Below are 21,906 nucleotides of genomic sequence, written 5' to 3' on the forward strand. Positions count from 1 at the left end.
AGCGTTAATTGTTATAGCTATAATAAAGAACAACTTCAAAAAAAATCCCCATCTTTAAAACTTATTTGCGTTTAAATGATGGGATGCTTCATGGTCTTCTTTTATTTTTTGTTTTTTATAACTTTCATCAGCTAACATTTCTAGTTCAGCTGTTATCTCTGATTTTTCAAGCTCTCTTTCTTGCGAAAATTTCCTTGAAATATAAACAATAACACTACCAACGTACAACACAAAGCATATAATAAGTGCAGTATTTTCATAGAGACTTAGCTCCAACACAGTCACTCCTAATCCATTCGTATTTTCACGCTTCATTAATTGGAATTTCCCTATTAACCCATTTGTTATCCCGCTATTTGAGGGCAGTAAAACCCCCTCCTCAAATTCCAGTGAAAGCAAAGAAGTTAGATGGAGGATGCCCCCAACTGATTAAAGTTTCACTTTATTGTAACATAAAAATATCAATTCTTGGAATCTTTCACCCTACTAAAAGAGGCATGATTGTTTCATCATGCCTCTGAAATATTTTGAATGATTGTTTTAATTGCTTCTTTTCCATTATATTTTTTTAGTGCTGTTTTATACTTCTCATTATTTTGATTCAATTCTTCGACATACTTTATAAGAGATTTTACAGTTACATCTTCTTCATATAATACGGAGGCATACCCTTGCCTTTCAAAGGACTCTGCATTTAATATTTGATCTCCACGGCTTGCAAATTTCGATAATGGAATTAAAACCATCGGCTTTTGTAATGTTAAAAATTCAAAAATTGCGTTGGAGCCCGCGCGTGAAATAACAAAATCTGTTACCGCTAATATATCTGGCAGTTCTCCATGTACATATTCAAATTGTCTATATCCTTCTTTATTTTGTAAACTTTCATCAAGGTTACCTTTTCCGCAAAGGTGAACAATTTGATACTTTTTAAGAAGTTCTGGTAATGCTTCTCGAGCCGTATCATTAATTTTTTTCGCGCCCAAGCTACCTCCCATAATCGTAATAACTGGCTTTTTACGTGAAAAACCTAAAAATGCTAAACCTGTTTCACGATTTCCCTTCAGCACTTCTTCACGTACAGGAGATCCCGTATATATTACTTTTTCTCTCGGTAAATGTTTCGCCGCTTCTTCAAATGTAACAAATATTTTCGAAGCAAAACGAAGCGCAATTTTATTTGCTAGTCCTGGCGTCATATCAGATTCATGTAATAAAACTGGTACTCTATTTAGCCATCCTCCAATTACGACTGGTACGGATACGAAACCGCCTTTTGAAAAAATCACATCTGGTTTTAGTTTTCGAATTCTTACATACGCATCCATAACCCCCTTCATTACAAGAAAAGGATCTTTTATATTTTTTAAATCAAAATAACGACGTAGCTTTCCACTCGAAATACTATAGTAGGGAATGCCTTCCTTTTCTATAATCGTTTTCTCAATACCTTGGTGAGAACCAATATAAGAGATATCCCAGTTGTCTTCCTGTAAATATGGGATAATGGCTAAATTAGGTGTTACATGTCCTGCCGAACCGCCACCTGTAAAGACTATTTTCTTCATACGTCTCCCCCTTCTAGACTATAATACACTAAAATATCTTGCCTCAGGGTGAGAAAATACCATAGCCGTTACGGACGCTTCTGGCTCCATCATGAATCCTTCTGTTAATGAAATACCTATTTCCTCTGGATGAATTAAGCGAAATAGCTTTTCTTGATCTGCAAGTTCTGGACACGCCGGATAACCAAATGACACGCGTATTCCTCTATATTTCGTACGGAAACGTTCTTCCATCGTCAGTTCAGGTGAGTCTGGAATGCCCCAGCGGTCACGAATGAGCATATGTGTTTTTTCAGCAAGTCCTTCTGCTAATTCAAGCGCTAACGATTGAATGGCATGACTACGTAAGTAATCACCTTTCGCCTTCCACTCTTCAGCAATGTCCCGAACTCCTTCCCCAACCGTAACAGATAAGAAAGCAACATAGTCCATCTCATCTCCAATTGGGCGCAAATAATCGCCTAAAGTACGATAGGGAGCCTTTCCTTGTCTAGGGAATGTGAAACGCTCTATAACACGCGTATGATCTTCTGGATCATATATTACAATGTTTTGTCCGTCGCTTTGCGCTGGGAAAAATTGATACACTGCTTTCGGCTTTAACCAAGATTGTCCTTCCTGCAATAATTCATCTATTAAATCATTTAATTCATGTGCTCTCTTATCTCCCTCTTTCAAAAGCTTCTTCACATTTCCTTTTAATCCAAGGTGATGCCCAAGTAGCATTTGTCTATTTAAAAATGGAGCGAGATGAAGAGCCGGAATATCACGTAATACAATTCGTTTTGTTGAATCAGGCACCATAACCTCAGCCTTCGGTAATGGCTCAATTACTGCTGGAATTTCTACTTTCTTCTCCTCTTTTTTTACGATATGAAGATGACGTTCTTTTTTATCCTGTTTCATCTTCTCACGCTCTTCTTCTTTTTGAAGCTTATTAATAATATCGAGCCCCGTCATCGCATCACTCGCATAACAAACGAGCCCTTTATATGATGGTGAAATCCGATTATCTGTAAACTTTCTCGTTAACGCTGCACCACCTACAACAATGGGAACATCAATATTTGCTGCTTTTAAATCTTCAGCAGTCGTTACCATTTGTTGCGCTGATTTTACTAATAAACCTGAAAGGCCTATAATGTCCGGCTTCTTTTCTTGTACTTCTTGAACAATTCGATCCGAACGTACATTAATTCCTAAATTAATAATCTCATATCCGTTATTCGCTAAAATAATTTCAACGAGATTTTTCCCAATATCATGCACATCACCTTTTACAGTTGCTAATAATACTTTCCCTTTTTTTGCACTATCGCTAGATTCCATATGTGGCTCTAAATAACTTACAGCAGCTTTCATACTTTCGGCACTTTGCAATACTTCAGCAACAATAAGTTCATTATTATTAAATAGTCGTCCTACCTCATCCATCCCTGTCATAAGCGGACCGTTAATAATATCAAGAGGTTTTCTTCCTTCTTCAAGTGCAAGACTTAAATCCTCGTGTAATCCTTGTTTCGTACCTTCTACAATATAATTTGCTAGTCGTTCATCTAGCGTTAACGTTTCTTGCACAACGACATCTTTCTTTTTAGCGACTCGGTAAAAGTTTGTAAATTCTTCTAACGTCTCTTTCGTCGTTTCAAACAGTAATGCATCTGCAAGGTGTTTTTCTTCCTCTGGAATCGACGCATAGCGTTCTAATTTTTCCGTATTAACAATCGCGTAATCTAATCCAGCCTTCGTAGCATGATATAAAAAGACGGAATTCAATACTTCACGTCCAGCCGGTGGTAAACCAAATGATATGTTACTTACACCTAAAATCGTTAAACACTCTGGTAACGCTTCTTTAATAAGGCGAATGCCCTCTATAGTCGCTGCCGCTGAACCAATATATTCTTCATCACCTGTCCCTACTGGAAACACAAGTGCATCAAAAATAATATCTGACGGGCGTATCCCATATTTCGTCGTTAATAATTCGTAACTTCTTTTTGCAATTTCTAATTTTCTTTCAGCACTTACTGCCATACCATCTTCATCGATTGTACCAACTACAATTGCAGCACCATACTTACGAAGAAGCGGTGTTACCTTTTCAAAACGCTCTTCTCCATCTTCTAAATTAATAGAGTTGATAACAGCTTTTCCTTGAATATAAGTAAGTGCTCTTGCCATAACATTTTCATCCGTTGAATCAATCATAATCGGTACTTTTAACACTTTCGTAACTTCTGTCAAAAATTTCTCCATATCTTCTATTTCATCACGATCAGGATCTGCCATACAAATATCAATAATATGAGCATTTTTCTTCACTTGCGCTCTTGCCACTTCAGCAGCCTCTTCAAATTTCCCTTCTGCTACTAATCGTTTAAATTTACGTGATCCAATAACATTCGTTCTTTCACCTACAAATAACGGTCTCATAGACTCATCATATTGCAGTGCCTCTAATCCACTAATTCCATGTCCTTCTCTCTCATGATGGTCACGAGGCTTAAGAGATGCTAGTGCTTCTTTCATTGCTTTTATATGTTCTGGTGTCGTGCCACAACAACCACCGATAATATTAACCCATCCTTCTTCAGCAAATCGCTTCACCTTTTCAGCGAGAGAAGATGGAGACTCATGGTAATGTCCATCTTCATCAGGAAGACCTGCATTTGGATAACAAGAAATGTAACACTCCGATAAATCAGATAGTGAACGAATATGGTCCCTCATAAACTCCGGACCAGTCGCACAATTTAACCCAACAGATAATGGTTTCATATGTTCTACTGATAAATAAAAAGCTTCAATTGTTTGCCCAGCCAGAGTCGTTCCCATTGGCTCAATCGTTCCTGAAATCATAATAGGAACCGTTTTTTTCAGTTCTTCAAAAGCAGCTTGAATTCCAATATAAGCTGCTTTCACGTTACGCATATCTTGACTCGTCTCAACGAGTAATACATCAACTTCTCCTTTTAATAATCCTCGTGCCTGCCTTGTATAAGCCTCAATCAATTCTTCAAAAGTCACACCACCAGTAACACTAATTGCTTTCGTTGTTGGTCCCATCGCTCCCGCAACATATACTTCCTTACCGCTTTCTTTAACAGCTTGCTTCGCCAAAAGTGCTGCCTTTTCATTTAGTTCTTCATCTAAATGAGACAGCTCATAATCACTTAGTACAATATTCGTTGCCCCAAATGTATTTGTTTCAATAATATCCGCTCCAGCTTCAATATAAGCTTTATGAATCTTTAAAATAACGTCTGGTCTTGTTTCTACTAAATATTCATTACAGCCCTCGTACTCTTCTCCTCCGAAATCTTCAGCAGTTAAATCCTCTTGCTGAATCATTGTTCCCATTGCACCATCTAATATTAAAATGCTATTTTGTAATTTTTCTTCTATACACTTCATCAATTAATACCTTCTTTCACTTCTTGCTTTTCTCTTACATATTTAACAAGATGTTCTGTAATTTCATATTTTAAAAATGGTGTAATAAGATAAATACCATTAAAATATTTCATCGCTGCGTCGATCAATTCTTGCGAAATGCGAATCCCTTCCTCAATTGCCGCCTCTTTCGTTTCGTGTCCATCCATTCTCTCTCTTATTTCTTCTGGAAGAGTAATACCCGGTACCTCAAAATGAAGAAAATCTGCATTCCGCTTACTTACTAACGGCATAATTCCAATAAAAATAGGTTGTTCCAAATGCTTTGTCGCTTCATACACTTCTTCAATTAACGCGATATCGTAAATTGGCTGAGTTAAAAAATATTCCGCTCCAGCATCTATTTTTCGTTCCATTCGCTTAACCGCTGCTTTTAAGTGCCTCACGTGAGGATTAAATGCGCCGCCTACAGAAAACCTTGTCGCCGGTCCAATTGATTTCCCTAAAATTGAACGTCCATCGTTCATTTCTTTAATCATTTTAATGAGCTCAATAGAGGACAAATCGTATACAGAAGTTGCACCAGGAAAATCACCAACGCGCGCTGGATCACCAGTTAAAGCTAACACTTCTTCCATCCCTAACGCCGATAAACCTAACAAATGAGATTGTAGTCCAATGACGTTATGATCCCTACACGTTAAATGTGTCAATACCGGGATATCATGCTTCGTTAATAACGCACCCATTGCCATATTAGAAATACGAGGCGATGCTAATGAATTATCTGCTAGAGTAATAGCATCTGCTCCCGCTCTTTTTAAAGCTCTTGCTCCTTCAAAAAACCGCTGTGTATCTAACGTTTTCGGTGGATCTAATTCCACTACAACTGTCGTTTGTTTTTTCGCTTTCTCTGCTAGAGTGACGTGAGCCTTCGAACGTTTCTCATGCGTATGAACAACTTTCGGCCTTTGAATGGTGTCTTTTTCTATTACAGGTGTAACATTCGCAACAGCGTGCTTCATACTTTGAATATGTTCTGGAGTCGTACCACAACAACCACCTAATAACCGAATACCTTGCTCAATAAATCTCGGCGTCATCGCCTCAAAATAAGCTGGGCTTCCCTCATATACGTAACGTCCCTCCGCATAATTCGGGAGACCTGCATTTGGGTATGCTGATAAATAGCCATTTTGCGGAATCGATATCATTTTGAAAGCCTCCGTCATATGAAGCGGCCCTAGTTGACAATTTAATCCAACAACATTTGCACCGTAATCTATAAGTTGCTTTAATATTTCATTAACATCATTTCCATTTTGAGTCGTACCTGCTTCATGTAACGCTAATTGAGCAACAATTGGAATGTTCGTTTGCTTACGCAATACTTTAACAGCATGAAGTAATTCAAATTCATCGTAAAAAGTTTCTAATAGTAATCCATCAACCTGTTCTTCTAGTAAAACCCCTGCCTGTTCAAGTAGCATAAACTCCCTTTCCATATCAGTCGTTGTAACGGCTCCGATATGTTTCATACCACCAATTGTTCCTAAAATTGCATTTTTATCTGTAACAGATGCTTTCGCCAGTTTTACTGCCGCTCTATTAATTTCTGTAACTTGATTTTCTAAGCCGTACATACGTAATTTCGCCTCATTTGCTCCATACGTATTCGTTTGAATTACATCTGCTCCAGCAGCTACATATTGTTTATGAATCGATATAATTAAGTCTGGATCAGATACATTCAATTCTTCAAAGCTACTTTGCAAGCCATGTGAATGCAATAACGTCCCAACCGCACCATCACCTATTACAATTCCTTTTGATAATAAATCTAGTAATTTCACGAATCTCCCTCATTTCTATCAATATAAAAACCCCCTCTTCACTTTGAAGAGGGGGACATAATCGTTCCTCCTCTTATTATGCAAAACATTCGTTTTGCAGGTATTAGCACCGTTTCAAACATTTCGTTTGAAGGTTGCCGGGTTTCACAGGGCCTTTCCCTCCACCGCTCTCAATAAGAGTTGTCTTTATTATTTTATTTATGTAGCTAAAAGGAAATGCGTTCCCCTTTTAACAATGTTTGTTAATTTTTTAATAAATTTAGCATGCACAAAAGTAAAAGTCAATGACACTTGCGGAAAAATAAAGTTGCAATTCAATTATCTTTTGTTGTAAAGTTAAAAACATAATAAAAATTTCATACGAACATTCTTATCTAGAGAGGTAGAGGGACTGGCCCTGTGACGCCTCAGCAACCATTAACATTTTGTTAATAAGGTGCTAATTCCAGCAAATTGTGAAAGATTTGACAGATGAGAAGAAGACTCTATTCAAACCGAAAGCCTTCTTCTTAGAAGGCTTTTTTTATTTTATATTCACTTAATGTTTCAATTTAAAAAGGAGGAATTTTCACATGTCAACAATCGAAACAAAACTAGCACAAATCGGCAATCGCAGTGAAACTACAACTGGAACGGTTAATCCACCAGTTTATTTCTCAACCGCTTATCGTCATGAAGGAATTGGTAAATCTACTGGCTTTGACTATTCACGAACTGGCAATCCAACTCGAGGTCTTTTAGAACAGGCAATCGCAGACTTAGAATATGGCGAACAAGGTTATGCCTGTAGTTCAGGGATGGCGGCTGTTCTCCTCGTCCTTTCTCTATTCCGCTCTGGAGACGAACTTATTGTATCTGAAGATTTATACGGTGGAACGTATCGATTATTTTCTGAACATGAAAAAAAGTGGAATGTTCGATGTAGATACGTAAATACACAGTCTATTAAACAAATTGAGCAAGCTATCACAACTGAAACGAAGGCTATTTTCATAGAAACTCCAACTAATCCATTAATGCAAGTTACTGATATTGCTGCTGTCGCAACTGTAGCGAAAAGGCACGGACTACTTCTTATTGTAGACAACACATTCTACACACCTTATATACAGCAACCATTAACAGAAGGTGCTGACATTGTACTTCACAGCGCAACGAAATATTTAGGGGGACATAACGATGTACTAAGCGGACTTGTCGTTGCAAAAGGAAAGGAACTTTGTGAAGAAATCGCTCATTATCATAATGCATCAGGTGCAGTTTTAAGCCCATTTGACTCATGGTTATTAATTCGCGGTATGAAAACGTTAGCGCTTCGCATGAGACAGCATGAAGAAAATGCGAAAGCAGTTGTTGCATATTTAAATGATGAAGACGGGGTGACAGATGTATTTTATCCTGGAAGAGGCGGCATGATTTCATTTCGCCTTAAAGATGAAGCTTGGATTAATCCATTCTTACAATCTTTATCCTTAATTACATTTGCCGAAAGTCTTGGTGGTGTAGAAAGTTTAATGACTTATCCAGCAACGCAAACACATGCTGATATTCCTGAAGAAATTAGAACAGCAAACGGTGTATGTAATCGTCTTCTTCGATTCTCCGTTGGCATTGAAAATAGTAACGATTTAATTCAAGACTTAAAGCAAGCCATTAAACTTGTAAAAGAAGGTGTAAGAATATGAGTTATTCTATAGATACACTCTTACTACACAACCAATATAAACATGACTCGCAAACAGGAGCTGTGAACGTTCCTATCTATAACACATCAACTTTTCACCAGTTTGATGTAGATACGTTCGGAAAATATGACTATAGCAGGTCAGGAAATCCAACTCGTGAAGCTCTTGAAGATATCATTGCTTTATTAGAAGGTGGAACAAAGGGATTCGCCTTTGCATCAGGCATTGCAGCGATTTCCACTGCATTCCTCCTTCTTTCACAAGGTGATCACGTACTCATTTCAGAAGATGTATACGGAGGAACTTACCGAGTGATAACTGAGGTACTCTCCCGTTACGGTGTTTCACATACATTTGTTGATATGACCAATTTAGAAGAAATAAAACAAAGCATTAAACCAAATACAAAGCTCTTTTATGTAGAAACACCTTCTAATCCACTTTTAAAGGTAACAGATATTCGCGAGGTTTCTAAACTTGCAAAATCTATTGGGGCTCTTACTTTTGTTGATAATACATTTTTGACACCACTATTCCAAAAACCACTTGAACTTGGAGCTGATGTTGTTCTTCATAGTGCCACAAAATTTATTGCTGGGCATAGTGATGTTACTGCCGGATTAGCAGTAGTAAAAGATGCAGAACTCGCTCAAAAGCTTGGATTTTCACAAAATGCATTCGGTGCTATTTTAGGACCTCAAGATTGTTCTCTCGTACTTCGCGGTCTAAAAACATTACATGTACGCCTCGAGCATTCAGCTAAAAATGCCAATAAAATTGCACATTATTTACAAGAGCACACTAAAGTACAAAATGTCTATTATCCGGGATTACAAACACATCTCGGATTTGATATTCAACAATCTCAAGCAACATCAGCTGGAGCAGTCTTATCATTTACTTTGCAGTCAGAAGATGCACTCCGCCAATTTTTATCAAAAGTAAAATTACCTGTTTTTGCAGTTAGTTTAGGAGCTGTAGAGTCAATTCTTTCTTATCCAGCAAAAATGTCACATGCAGCACTGTCGCAAGAAGCTCGTGATGAAAGAGGAATCTCTAATTCATTACTTCGGTTATCAGTCGGTCTTGAAAATGTTAACGATTTAATATCCGATTTTGAAAATGCCCTTTCTTATGTAGAAGAACCTGTAAATGCATAGAGAAAAAAGAAGATATGAGAATAGGTTTTCATATCTTCTTTTTATGCGATTTAGTTATAGTCATTTGAAATTTTTCTTATAGTCCATAAAAAATAAAAGTATATCATCTATTTCTAAATAATTTATTAATTGATATATTAAAAAATAAAAAAGGGGTAAAAATAATGGATACTTGCGCAGATATTTTAATCGTTATCGATTTACAAAATGGCGTATGTTATGGCGGAGAGCATTTATTTGATTTACAGAACTTACTAACAAAAGTAAATAAAAGAATTTCTTCATACAGAAAATTAAATAAACCAATCCTTTTTGTTCAACATTGTGATGATGATTTAGTACCCGAGAAAGAACTTTGGGCTATTCATACCGATCTTGATGTTCAAGAACAAGATTTTTTTGTAAGAAAAACACATGCTAATTCATTTTATAAAACAAACTTAAAAGAAATTTTAGATCAATTATCTGTAAATCGCATTGAATTTTGCGGTGCCCAAACAGAGTACTGTATGGATGCTACGATTAAGTTTGCCCACGGACTGGGATACGAAAACTTTATGATACAGAAAACAACCTCTACGTTGAATAATCCTTTTATGTCCGCAAAAGAGACAATTGATTTTTACGAGAACATATGGAATCACAGATTTTTAACGTTGCTAAAAGATGAATTTTAGAATAAATGACTAATGACTTGATTATCCTAAGATTTATCAGCCGTAATCAAATATTTCATTATCACCATAAAGAAGCGAATTACATTCAGCTTCTTTTCTTTTAACCTGTTTTATATTCTATATATATCATTATAATTCCTTTGTCATATTATTTTAAAAATTTAGTATATTCATTTGAAAGAATAAGAAAATCATGATAAAATTGTGTTACAAATATATCTATATCTTTCAATTTTTAAAACGCATCGAAATTTTCACCCAAAAATGTCATTTTACAAAAACGTGCTAATTTACCTATTTTATTTACATCATGGTCTCTTTTCTTACAATTTCTTTACTTTAGGACTTTTTTTCTGCAACAACTATTTTCTTTTCTTTAAATTTTTGGTATGTATAGTATGGTATAATAGCTCACACGGAGGTGGAAAAGAACATGTTAGAAACCTTTCAAAAAGAATTAGAACTATATGAAAGTAATGCAGAATTATTAAAAGTGCTGGCTCATCCTGTTCGTTTATGTATCGTAAAAGGATTAATTGAGCGCGGTCCAAGCAACGTTTCTACAATGTACACTGGCTTAAACATGCCACAATCTACAATTTCACAGCATTTAGCAAAATTAAAAAGCGCTAAAATCGTTTCTAGTGAAAGAAAAGGATTGGAAATTTATTACAAAGTAGAGAACGAAACAATAATTCAACTCGTTCGCGTATTATTAGGTTAGGGACTAATAATCGAAGAAAAAGAACGTATTCTATATTTTTTATCTCATATCTTTAATATAAATATATATCATGAGAGGAAATATATAATACTACATAAGTCGTATTAAAAAACAAGACACAGTATATACTGTGTCTTGTTTTTTATATTGTTACATACCGCTCCAAATGTAAATGTTGCATATCTTTTGTATGTATAACAACATCAAACGCACTCCCTACTCCTCCATTCAAAATCATAGAACGAACTGCTCGATTTTGTTTTTGTGTTTCAGAAAAAGGATTCATATCTTGATGGCTCGTAAGCTGTTCTAATATCCCTGCAGCTAACAAGAACTCAGATTGTTTCTTATGCCATACTGCACTCATTCCTTGCATACTAAACATCTCCTTTAGCTCGTCCCAATGAATATGAGTAGTAAGATCCATTTCACCTGGATGCGCTAGTGGGTTACGTATTAGCTTATGCTGATAATAACCTCGCAAACTTCCTTCACGGTGTGCTGGATGCATCCATTCTTCTTTTGTGTATCCGTAATCAACTGTAATACATATACCTTTTTGAAACCATTTCGCGATTTCTTTTATATACTCCTCCATCACAATTGGTACTTCAAAACGTTGCCCTTCAGCAATATGAATATTATATTTCAATAAATATCGACCAATTCTTTTATCTAACGGCCTACATACTTCTGAAAGGTTTCCTTCCTCTGTATATGTAATACGCACTTCATACAACATACCATTTCTTTTCTCAATTATTTCAACAGGAAATGCATCAAACAACTCATTCGAAAAGAGAATTCCCTCGAAAGAATCTCCCATTTCACTATAGGAGGTATAGTACGATACATTAGAAAATGAGCCAAGCTGCTCCTGCTGTAATTTCCTATGAAAAGGGCTCACTTCAATCATTGAATAGTTTAAATCAATAAAGGTTTTTGGAGATAATTGCTTCCATTCTTGTAAAACATCATAGGCAAACTTTCCAGTTCCCCCACCAACCTCACAAATATTCGAAGCAACTTCACCATTTTCAACAAGACGAATAAAAAGTTTAGCAAAAGTTTTTGCAAAAACAGAGGATACATTGCTACTTGTAAAAAAATCCCCTTGTCTTCCAATCTTTTCACGTTCTTTCATATAATATCCATGACCTTCTGTATACAATACAAGGTTCATATACGTACTATATGAAATTGAATAATCCTTTTCTTTCCCCATCCATTCTCTTAAAATGAGCTCCATTCCCATAATGACTCCTTATTGTAAAAACGGATTATTTTCTTTTTCAAAACCAATGCTTGTTTCTGGACCATGTCCACATAACACCGCTGTCTCATCTGGTAATACAAATAATTTCTCTTCAATACTTCCAATTAATTCAGCAAAACTTCCACCAGGCAAATCTGTTCTTCCAATGCTCATTTGGAACAATACATCTCCTGAGAATACAGCATTTGCCTCTTTACTATAATAAGAAATACTTCCTGGAGAATGTCCTGGCGTCTCAAAAATTTCAAAATTAAATGATCCAATTGTTAATGTACCTTCTGCATCAATAATATGATCCGCTGGTTTTGCTGTAATACTGCGGTTCATCATAAAAATTTGAGAGCCGTTTACAGTTGCATCTCCTAACCAATCTGCTTCTTCTTTATGTACGTATACAGGAATATGAAAAGCGTCTCTTACCGCATCAACAGCACCGATATGATCAAAGTGAGCATGCGTTAATAAAACAGCCAATGGTTTTAATTGTTCTTCTTGTAAATATGTAACGAGCTTTTCACCTTCGTGCCCAGGGTCAAAGATAATGCACTCTTTTTGATCGTTCATTAAAATATAAGCATTTGTTTGTAATGGGCCTAACGGCATTTGTATGCATTTCATATGAAAATCTCCTCCAGTTATTAAACTTACTTTTAATGATACAACATTTCTTTCTCTTAGGAAAAGAAAGGATGCTATCTCGACAATCATTTTTAAAACATGTACAATATAAAAGAGTAAATATTCCAAAAACTCATAATAAGAAATGGGTAGACAGAGGAGGATATTGCATGGGCCTTGTTATTATTTTTACACTTGTCACTCTGTTAGCTGTATTTGCTACGCTTAGAACACTTCGTGAAAAAAACTTTTTCGCGAGCGGCTTTGCAATTGCAACTGTACTCGTTTTCGGATGGTTTACGATCATGACTGTTCTATATAACGGGTATCCACCAGCAGCTTAATTCGTTTACACTTTATTCTTCATCGAGATTTCACACAAAAAGAGGAAGGATTCCCCCTTCCTCTTTTCATATTTCAAAACTTATATCATCTTCGCTTCGTATTTGTGCTTTTTTACAAGCCAAGCTCCTCCGATAACACCTGCATCATTACCAAGTGTTGCAATAGCTAACTTCGTGCTCTTTACAGCACGTGAGAAAGCGTATTGCTCGAAATAGCGTTGAATTGGTTCTAATAGCGCATCTCCAGCTTTAGACACGCCTCCACCAATAACAATTTTCTCTGGGTTCAACGTACTAGATAGGTTCGCTACAGCTAACCCTAAATAAGAAGCTACCTTTTCTACTACTTCGCCTGCTAATTCATCACCTTGTCCAAGTGCTTCAAAGACATCTTTTGATGTAATACGTCCTTCTTCAGCTAACATAGAACGCAACATGCTTTCTTTATTAGTCTCTTGTATTTTTTGCATAGCAACACGTACAATACCTGTCGCAGATGCTACTGTTTCTAAGCAACCAGACTTCCCGCAATTACATGGGAAAGCATTTTCTGTAACTACTGTAATATGTCCAATCTCACCAGCAGCACCACTCACGCCGTGTACAATCTCACCATTGGCGATTACACCACCACCAACGCCCGTACCAAGTGTCATGCAGATTAAATCTTTTGCACCTTCACCAGCACCTTTCCACATTTCACCAAGCGCTGCTAAGTTTGCATCATTATCAATAACAACAGGTAATCCTGTTTCTACTTCTAATAAATCTTTTAGCGGATAGTTTTTCCACCCTAAATTAACCGCTTCATAAATCATTCCAGATGCCACATGTACAGGGCCAGGAGCTCCCATACCAATACCAATTAACTTGCTCTTCAATTCGCCTAATTCTTCTAGCTTTTTATCAATTGCTTTCGCAACATCAAGTGTAATATGTTTTCCTTGCTCACCTGTATTTGTAGGGATTTCCCACTTATGTAAAATTTCGCCGTATACATTAATAAATGCTAATTTAATCGTTGTACCACCAAGGTCAACACCAACTAACCATTTCTCTTCCATGTTGCTTACCTACCTTTATCTAATTCTTATTTAGCTCTTTTTGAATTTCTTGCTTCAATAAAAATAAAGCTGTTTGATAGTCTTGTGGATCGATTAGCTGTGATTGATTTAATTCACGCAATTCATCTTGCATTAATTGTAAATCTGCAATTCGATCTCCCGTATAAATAATCGTACCAAATTTCTTTAGCAATTGCTGAATATCATAAATAGATACCATTTCATCACCCTCTATGCTCACTTACTATAAAAATTATAATAAGAAAACGTTCACATATTTTATTATAATCAAGAAGAAAAAGTCTCGTCAATTTTTATTTGTCTATACAAGCTCATTTATAAGCATTGTTCCTTTTTCTGTAATAATTTTTTCTATATTTTTATCAAATGGCTCTACCGGAATGTGTTTTACCATTTGAAAATCATATGCTAATGATAGCGTTTTCCCTTTATAATGCACGAGATAACGATCATAATAGCCCCCGCCGTATCCAATCCGTTCTCCTCGCTCTGTATAAGCTACGCCTGGCACAATTTGAAGATCAATGTCATCCGCACTGACTTCTTCCGTAAGTCCCGGAATCGGTTCACGTAAATTCATATACACCGTTTCTAATTGATCAAAATCACTAATTTTCCGGAAGGACATCGTTCTTGTTCCTTTATTACACTTAGGAACTACAACTTTCTTTCCTTCTTCCCAAGCTTTTTCGATAATAGGATATGTATTCACTTCATTTTCCATTGAAAGAGTAATTCCAATTGTTTTAGCTTCAACCCACTCTTTTTGCGCATACAACGAAAATGCAATCTGTTCTGATAAAGTTGTATACTGTTCTTCTGATAAAGAATTCATGTGTTCTATTATTTGTTTACGCAAACGCACTTTCTCTTCTTTCACACATTCTCCTCCTTACAGTGACACTTTACTCTATGATGATAGTGTATCACTTTTAACATAGGAATCGAATAAAAAAAGAAACAGTAGGAAAATATTCCTACTGCTTACTTTGTTTCACGGTGTAACGTAGACTTCTTGTCACGCTTGCAATACTTTTTAAGCTCGATACGCTCAGCGTTGTTACGTTTATTTTTCTTTGAGATATAGTTACGATCTCCGCATTCTGTACATGCTAGAGTAATATTCACACGCATTCTTATTTCCCTCCAGTACTAATAACTTAAATCAGACTATACTATAATACCACTTTTAAAATAAAAATTCTACACCTTTTGATATTGTCTAATTTTTTCTATAATATTTTTCATGTTTTCCCTTGCTATTACTGGGTTTCTAGCATGTGAATACACTAAAAATTTTGGTTGTTTTGTGTCAGAAACGATATAAGACCACTCTTTTTCAGTATATTTGAACTGTACTCCTTCAAATATGCCTTCTCCCTTCCTTTCAATATCATCCAATAATTTCCTCATAATTTTCCCTTTTTCATTCCATGAACATACCACTTCATCATAAAGTAAATAGAGCGGAGGTGATTGCTCTACTATGCTGAGAAACGTTTTTCCTTGCAATGCTATTAGCTCAAATAATTTTCCAATTCGATATAAAATATCTCGCTTCCACCTTACTTGAAACGACTTCCTTTCATCCTGCGTATAAAACAGAAGATAACATTCTCCTAATTTCAAAGACATTGGGTAAATATTTCCTGTAGATTCGAGTAAGAAATCTGGAATATCTACCTCTTCTAAATCTGTACCCTGGTAAATATTACTATGTTTATCGTATAACTCGAAATGATTTCCTTGCTCAGAAAACATAAGAGCCATATTCGCTTTACTTGATTTCATCAAAGCTTTCACATGATCTTTTTGTTCACTTGCATAAATCCATGTAACTGTACAACCAAGTCTTTGTAGAAAGAGCATAAGTAAATGTTGCAACGTATCATTTCTCTTATTAATAAGAAGATGAAACTTCTGCATCTGTATTTTCTCGATATCAATATGCCCCAATATAACTTCTATATACTCATTCATAGAAACATGAACCAGCTTATTTCGCCCCATCTCTTTCTCATGCACGTAATAAAACAATTCGGACATATATACTTGTTCTATCTCTTTTTGCTGCTTATACGTTAACGGCATGCCAGCTTGACCATACAACTTTATAACAATCTCATTCTCATTCTCCACTTGAATGAAAACCCCACCTGCACATTGCAAATGATGAACACTATATTGAAAAAGTGACTCGTTCATTTCTTTGCATTCCATCGTATGAATCCCTATACCATGAATAGCATGTAAAAATAAATTTTTATAAGAGGTTGTTTCTATATTTTCTTGACTTCCAATTAATATACTTTCTCCTTTTGTAAAAAGAGAGCCATACGCCATCGCAATCTTCACGATAAACTGGGGAGTAATTTCAACATTCCCTCTTCCTACAATGCGGCTTTTTTGTAACCACCCTGCACTCATTTCACTCTCTTGAATACCAGCCGCTCCTACTATCGAATGACTATCAATCGCCTTATAAGGCCATAGTTTTCCTTTTTGCTTAATTATCGTACTTCTCCCGATATGACAGTGATCCGCTACAATGCTTTTTTGAAACAGTGTAACGTCATCTTCAACTATTGTACGCTCTCCTATTGTCGTTTCTAATAGTTCACAATACTTTCCAATATGGGCATTTGCAAAAACAATACTTTTTTGAAGATGAGAATAATTTGAAATGATACTATTTTTTCCAATAATAGAATATGGCTCAATTACAGCTCCTGTACCAATCTTTGCTCCTTCTCCAATGAAAGAGGGGCCATGAATTTTTGTCCCTTTCCCAATCGTCACCCCTTCTCCCATCCATACCATCGGTAATACTTCCGTATAAGGAATAGGTACTTGTAACTTTTTCGTTAACAAATCAAATTGTGCTTGTCGATATTGATTAAATGTGCCGATATCTAACCAATAACCTTCTGACAAATATGCGAATAACACATTTTTGTTTGCCAATAAAGGAAACACATCATGACTGAAATCAAAAAATTGTCTAGGCGGTATGTAAGAAAAGATTTCTGGCTCCATAATATATATGCCTGTATTCACAACATTAGATACTACCTCATTCCAACCCGGCTTTTCTATATATCGTGTAACCTCCTGGTCTTTATTCATTACAACCAATCCAAATGAGAGTGGATTTTCTACTTCTTTCACAAACATTGTTACCATTCTTTTCTTTTGTTCATGAAACCTAATTCCTTCTGATAATTGAAAGTCAGTTAATGCATCCCCGCTTATTACAACAAATGTTTCATCTAAAAATTGTTCTGCTTGTTTAATACTCCCTGCTGTACCAAGTGGAGGAGAGTCTTCAAAATAATACAAGTTAACTCCCCATTTACTACCATCACCAAAATATCGCTTAATCGTAGTACTCATATATTGAACAGTAATTGCAATTTCACGAATACCATGCTGGCGTAATAACTCAATATTGTATTCTAAAACTGGTTTTTCTAATAATGGTAACATCGGCTTTGGAGTATTACATGTTAATGGTCTAAGGCGTCTTCCTTTTCCTCCAGCTAAAATAACCCCCTTCATATACTTCAGCCTCCACTTATATAATGTTCAGTAGCTCCATATACCATATGTATATTCTCTATCCCACATGAACTAGCAGCATAAACTTGATTAGTTAAACGAATCCTCATTTAAAAGACCCTATAATTAAATTTCCCACCTATAAAAACGTACGTTTCAAACGACAAGAAAGCGCTTACTATTAATTGATAAATAATACTTATTAACGAACAACATATATACTAATTTTCCCATTACATTATGATACATCTTATCATCATAAACTAAAGGAAACAACGAGCTTTTTTTGTCATGTTTTGACTAAAAAAAGCAGGTGATTTCTCATCACCTACTTTTATTCCTACTCATTCAATAAATAATGCTTTCCTTTTACTAAATAAAATACATTTTCAGCAATATTTGTAATATGGTCTGCTACACGCTCAATATATCTCGCCACAAATGATAATTGTGTAATTTGCGTAATTGCTTCTGGTTGTTCCGGAACTGAAGATATAAACTCACGAATTGCTTTTCCATATATTTCATCAACGGAATCATCCATTTCAGCAATTTGTTTCGCGAAAGTTAAATTTTCTTGTTCATATGCTTCTAACGCTAAATGCAACATCTTATTTGCAACCGCAAACATTTCATCCAGGTTGTGCAAACTAACAGCCACTTCTTTTTCCCCAAGACGAATTGTAGCCTTTGCAATATTAACAGCATGATCTGCAATACGCTCTAAATCTGTCGCTGTTTTAATTGAAATAAAGATTCTTCTTAAGTCACTTGCTACAGGTTGCTGCTTCGTAATGAGCATAAGCGCAAGATCGTTTATTTCCTCTTCTAAATTATCCATACGGTAATCACCATCAATGACCTCTAACGCTTTCTCTACATCCCTTGTATGCAGACCTTCCATAGCAATCAATAAAGCCGCATTTGCTAATTCGCCAAGCTCAATCACCTTTTGCTGTAACACTTTTAAATCACCTTGAAACTGTTCTCTTACCATTTTTTCTTCCCCCTCAATATTATGTGCCATTATATACAAAGTGAAACTTTAATCACCCCTCATCAATCGGGCTTTTACAGGCCGCCCGCCCACCTAACTTCTTTACTTTTGCTGAATTTTGAGGTGGGGTCTTACTGCCCGCAAATAGCGGGATAAATCTCCTACATAACCTCTTACGCTTGTAATAAACCTTAAGATAAAGAGAAGGTATTACTTCCCTATTAAAGTGAGATAAAAATAAGAAATGCCCTCTGTTAAGAGGGCATTTTCTCTTAGCTTTGCAACGATATCAACCAAAGCGACCTGTAATATAATCTTCTGTACGCTTATCTGAAGGCGTCGTAAATAATTTGTTTGTATCTGTATACTCCACAACTTCCCCGCTTAAGAAGAAAGCGGTTTTGTCTGAAATACGCGCTGCTTGTTGCATATTATGCGTTACGATAACAATACTAAAGTCTTTCTTTAACTCTTGAATTAATTCTTCTACTTTTAATGTTGAAATTGGATCTAGTGCCGATGTTGGCTCATCCATTAAAATAACGTCTGGCTCAATAGCTAAGCAACGTGCGATGCATAGACGCTGTTGCTGTCCACCAGATAAACCGTATGCATTATCGTGCAAACGATCTTTTAACTCATCCCAAATCGCTGCTCCGCGTAAACTTTTCTCAACAATTTCATCTAATGTCTTTTTGTCACGGATACCATGGATTTTTGGACCGTATGCTACATTCTCATAAATAGATTTTGGAAATGGATTTGGCTTTTGGAACACCATTCCTACGTGCGTTCTTAATTCTTCAACTGGATATGATTTATCAAATATATTGCGTTCTCTATATTCAATTACACCTGTAGTTCGAACGATCGGTACTAACTCTACCATGCGATTTAACGTTTTTAAGTACGTTGATTTACCACAGCCACTTGGACCGATAATTGCTGTAACTTCATTCTCATGAATACTTAAATTAATATCTTTTAAAGCATGGTCTTCCCCATACCATAAATTTAAGTTTTTCGTATCAAATACTACTTTCTTTGGCGCAGTCTCGATTTTCTCTTCGTTTTTCACCTGTACATTTACTACTGTTGCTACCATTTGAATTCCCCTTTCATCCACTTCCAACTTATTTTCGATTTCGTAACCATAAAACAAATATATTGATAAATAGCAACAAACCTAACAAAACAATCATCCCAGCTGCTGCTACATACTGAAATTCTTCTTGTGGCCTACTCATCCAATTAAAAATTTGAATTGGTAAAACTGTAAATCTATCAAACATACTAAATGGAACATAATTTGCAAACGCAAGTGCCCCAATAACTAATAGTGGTGCTGCTTCTCCAATTGCTCTTGATATCGCTAACGTACAGCCCGTTATAATCCCCGGGAAAGCATATGGCAATACAATTTGATACATCGTTTGCCACTTCGTAGCACCTAATCCGTAAGAACCCTCTAATAATGCACTTGGTACTGATCGGATTGCTTCTTGACTCGCCACAACAACTGTTGGTAAGACGAGTAAACTCATCGTCAGTGCTGCTGCAACTATACTCTCTCCTAAATGAAGAGCATATACAAAAATAGTTAAACCAAGCAATCCAAATACAACGGATGGTACTCCTGCTAACGTTTGATTATTAATCTCTATTATTTTTTTAAATAGAGATTCCTTCGCATATTGCTCTAAATAAAGTGCTGTTCCAACTCCAAATATAAAAGAAACAGGTATAACAATACTCATAAATAATATTGTCCCTGACAAAGCTGCAGCAATACCAGCTTCTTTCGGATTACGTGAAGCGAAATTTGTAAAGAAATCTATTGAAAGATAACTTATACCTTTTTCAACAATTTGAAACAGTAACAAAAACAAAATTACGATTGAAAATAAAATTGCTATATAAAATAACAATTTGTAAATTCGATCTTTTAAAAAGCGTGATGCCATATTTTTTTGTATTTTTTTATGATTCAACATTCGCATATTATGTCATCCTCCTAAAACGGCGCATAATTGACTGCGAAATGATGTTCATAATAAAGGTAAACAAAAATAATGTTGCGCCTACAGCATACATGCTGTAATACGTAATCGTTCCATGCGGAGCATCACCTAAACTTACTTGCACAATATAGGCTGTTAACGTTTGAATAGAATGTGTCGGATCAAGCGATACATTTGGTGTGGATCCTGCCGCAATTACAACAATCATCGTTTCACCAATTGCACGCGAAGCCGCTAATATAATTGCTGCCATAATCCCTGTAAAAGCGGACGGAAACACCACTTGTTTTACCATTTCAAACCGCGTCGCTCCGAGTGCTAATGAAGCTTCTTTCGTCCCTTTCACCACAGCTCTCATCGCGTCTTCAGATAGAGATGCAACTGTAGGCATCATCATAAATCCGATAACGATTCCTGGGCTAATCGCATTAAAAAACTGTAAATCTGGTATAATCCTTTGTAAAAGCGGCGTAACAATTGTTAATGCAAAAAAACCATATACAATTGTCGGGATACCTGCTAATAGCTCTAACATCGGCTTTAATATTTTCCGTGCACTATTTGAAGCATATTCGCTTAAAAATACGGCACACGCTAAACCGATAGGAATTGCTACAAACATAGCGATTGCTGTTACAAGGAACGTTCCACATATAAGTGGTAATATACCGAATTTAGGATTTTCAAAAAACGGTAACCATTCTTTCTCCGTCAAAAAGGAGTACAATGATATTTTTTGAAAAAACATGATTGTTTCATTAGAGAGCGTAAAAACAATTCCAAGTGTCGTAACAATAGAAACGCTAGCAATTATTTTTAGTAACAAAGGCATTATTCGATTGATTCGCTGCGTTTTTTTTCTTTGTTTTGTATTTCTTTCAATCAAATATTGTACAGAAAATGTAATTTGACTTTTGTCATTATGAGCCAAAGATGAAAACCCC

At 35.9% G+C, this 21,906-nt stretch carries 20 protein-coding genes and 2 riboswitches; of the genes, 5 read left to right on the forward strand and 15 right to left on the reverse strand.

The window, feature by feature from the left end:
* Positions 1 to 54: 54 nt before the first annotated feature.
* The 4 genes from MHH27_RS21885 to MHH27_RS21900 form a co-directional block, all read right to left on the reverse strand.
* Positions 55 to 315, reverse strand: coding sequence for a DUF3966 domain-containing protein (locus MHH27_RS21885; RefSeq protein ID WP_000817964.1), 261 nt, complete (start codon positions 313 to 315; stop codon positions 55 to 57).
* Between the two features lie 194 nt (positions 316 to 509).
* A complete protein-coding gene (gene murG / locus MHH27_RS21890) occupies positions 510 to 1,568 on the reverse strand; it encodes an undecaprenyldiphospho-muramoylpentapeptide beta-N-acetylglucosaminyltransferase (RefSeq protein ID WP_089171761.1) in 1,059 nt (352 codons plus the stop codon).
* A gap of 18 nt (positions 1,569 to 1,586) precedes the next feature.
* The gene (gene metH, locus MHH27_RS21895) at positions 1,587 to 4,985 is read right to left on the reverse strand and encodes a methionine synthase (RefSeq protein WP_023523018.1); all 3,399 of its coding nucleotides are present in this window, start codon (positions 4,983 to 4,985) and stop codon (positions 1,587 to 1,589) included.
* The gene (locus tag MHH27_RS21900) at positions 4,985 to 6,817 is read right to left on the reverse strand and encodes a bifunctional homocysteine S-methyltransferase/methylenetetrahydrofolate reductase (RefSeq protein ID WP_340944054.1); all 1,833 of its coding nucleotides are present in this window, start codon (positions 6,815 to 6,817) and stop codon (positions 4,985 to 4,987) included. The genes metH and MHH27_RS21900 overlap by 1 nt, the downstream gene beginning before the upstream one ends.
* A gap of 70 nt (positions 6,818 to 6,887) precedes the next feature.
* Positions 6,888 to 6,997, reverse strand: a riboswitch (SAM riboswitch).
* 187 nt (positions 6,998 to 7,184) lie between these two features.
* Positions 7,185 to 7,295: riboswitch (SAM riboswitch) on the forward strand.
* Between the two features lie 94 nt (positions 7,296 to 7,389).
* Here MHH27_RS21900 and metI point away from each other — a divergent pair.
* From metI to MHH27_RS21920, 4 genes are all read left to right on the forward strand, one after another.
* The gene (gene metI, locus MHH27_RS21905; protein ID WP_000103889.1) at positions 7,390 to 8,502 is read left to right on the forward strand and encodes a cystathionine gamma-synthase/O-acetylhomoserine thiolyase; all 1,113 of its coding nucleotides are present in this window, start codon (positions 7,390 to 7,392) and stop codon (positions 8,500 to 8,502) included.
* Positions 8,499 to 9,662, forward strand: a complete 1,164-nt coding sequence (gene metC, locus MHH27_RS21910; RefSeq protein ID WP_340944056.1) for a cystathionine beta-lyase — start codon at positions 8,499 to 8,501, stop codon at positions 9,660 to 9,662. The genes metI and metC overlap by 4 nt, the downstream gene beginning before the upstream one ends.
* Before the next feature lie 164 nt (positions 9,663 to 9,826).
* A complete protein-coding gene (locus MHH27_RS21915) occupies positions 9,827 to 10,339 on the forward strand; it encodes a cysteine hydrolase family protein (protein ID WP_069356200.1) in 513 nt (170 codons plus the stop codon).
* Positions 10,340 to 10,772: 433 nt separating this feature from the next.
* Entirely contained in the window at positions 10,773 to 11,063 is a 291-nt protein-coding gene (locus MHH27_RS21920; protein WP_000894377.1) for an ArsR/SmtB family transcription factor, read from the forward strand.
* A gap of 142 nt (positions 11,064 to 11,205) precedes the next feature.
* Here the strand turns inward: MHH27_RS21920 and MHH27_RS21925 are convergent, their stop codons facing one another.
* On the reverse strand, positions 11,206 to 12,318 hold the full coding sequence (locus MHH27_RS21925) for a class I SAM-dependent methyltransferase (RefSeq protein ID WP_065229363.1): 1,113 nt from the start codon (positions 12,316 to 12,318) through the stop codon (positions 11,206 to 11,208).
* 9 nt (positions 12,319 to 12,327) lie between these two features.
* The gene (locus tag MHH27_RS21930; RefSeq protein WP_340944059.1) at positions 12,328 to 12,957 is read right to left on the reverse strand and encodes an MBL fold metallo-hydrolase; all 630 of its coding nucleotides are present in this window, start codon (positions 12,955 to 12,957) and stop codon (positions 12,328 to 12,330) included.
* A gap of 170 nt (positions 12,958 to 13,127) precedes the next feature.
* Here MHH27_RS21930 and MHH27_RS21935 point away from each other — a divergent pair, with 170 nt between their 5' ends.
* Positions 13,128 to 13,301, forward strand: coding sequence for a DUF2759 domain-containing protein (locus MHH27_RS21935; RefSeq protein WP_000524852.1), 174 nt, complete (start codon positions 13,128 to 13,130; stop codon positions 13,299 to 13,301).
* Between the two features lie 80 nt (positions 13,302 to 13,381).
* Here the strand turns inward: MHH27_RS21935 and glcK are convergent, their stop codons facing one another.
* The 9 genes from glcK to pstC form a co-directional block, all read right to left on the reverse strand.
* Positions 13,382 to 14,365 (reverse strand): glucokinase, encoded by a 984-nt coding sequence (gene glcK, locus MHH27_RS21940; RefSeq protein ID WP_000391701.1) that lies wholly within the window; start codon positions 14,363 to 14,365, stop codon positions 13,382 to 13,384.
* Positions 14,366 to 14,384: 19 nt separating this feature from the next.
* Positions 14,385 to 14,585: a YqgQ family protein gene (locus MHH27_RS21945; protein WP_000253699.1), complete on the reverse strand. Its 201-nt coding sequence runs from the start codon at positions 14,583 to 14,585 to the stop codon at positions 14,385 to 14,387.
* A 102-nt stretch (positions 14,586 to 14,687) separates the two neighbouring features.
* The gene (locus tag MHH27_RS21950; RefSeq protein WP_000656861.1) at positions 14,688 to 15,266 is read right to left on the reverse strand and encodes a 5-formyltetrahydrofolate cyclo-ligase; all 579 of its coding nucleotides are present in this window, start codon (positions 15,264 to 15,266) and stop codon (positions 14,688 to 14,690) included.
* Between the two features lie 104 nt (positions 15,267 to 15,370).
* Positions 15,371 to 15,520 (reverse strand): 50S ribosomal protein L33, encoded by a 150-nt coding sequence (rpmG, locus tag MHH27_RS21955; protein WP_001265616.1) that lies wholly within the window; start codon positions 15,518 to 15,520, stop codon positions 15,371 to 15,373.
* Between the two features lie 69 nt (positions 15,521 to 15,589).
* Positions 15,590 to 17,944 carry a sugar phosphate nucleotidyltransferase gene (locus tag MHH27_RS21960; RefSeq protein WP_069604534.1) on the reverse strand — a complete coding sequence of 785 codons (2,355 nt, stop codon included), beginning with the start codon at positions 17,942 to 17,944 and terminating at the stop codon, positions 15,590 to 15,592.
* 340 nt (positions 17,945 to 18,284) lie between these two features.
* Complete coding sequence (phoU, locus tag MHH27_RS21965; RefSeq protein WP_000251246.1) at positions 18,285 to 18,941, reverse strand: phosphate signaling complex protein PhoU; 657 nt, start codon at positions 18,939 to 18,941, stop codon at positions 18,285 to 18,287.
* A gap of 289 nt (positions 18,942 to 19,230) precedes the next feature.
* The gene (gene pstB, locus MHH27_RS21970; protein WP_000226681.1) at positions 19,231 to 20,046 is read right to left on the reverse strand and encodes a phosphate ABC transporter ATP-binding protein; all 816 of its coding nucleotides are present in this window, start codon (positions 20,044 to 20,046) and stop codon (positions 19,231 to 19,233) included.
* 28 nt (positions 20,047 to 20,074) lie between these two features.
* Entirely contained in the window at positions 20,075 to 20,941 is an 867-nt protein-coding gene (gene pstA, locus MHH27_RS21975) for a phosphate ABC transporter permease PstA (RefSeq protein WP_053563645.1), read from the reverse strand.
* 1 nt (position 20,942) lies between these two features.
* Complete coding sequence (gene pstC, locus MHH27_RS21980; RefSeq protein WP_053563644.1) at positions 20,943 to 21,893, reverse strand: phosphate ABC transporter permease subunit PstC; 951 nt, start codon at positions 21,891 to 21,893, stop codon at positions 20,943 to 20,945.
* Between the last annotated feature and the right edge of the window lie 13 nt (positions 21,894 to 21,906).

The sequence above is a fragment of the Bacillus sp. FSL L8-0152 genome (assembly GCF_038006365.1).
Classification (GTDB): Bacteria; Bacillota; Bacilli; order Bacillales; family Bacillaceae_G; genus Bacillus_A; species Bacillus_A cereus.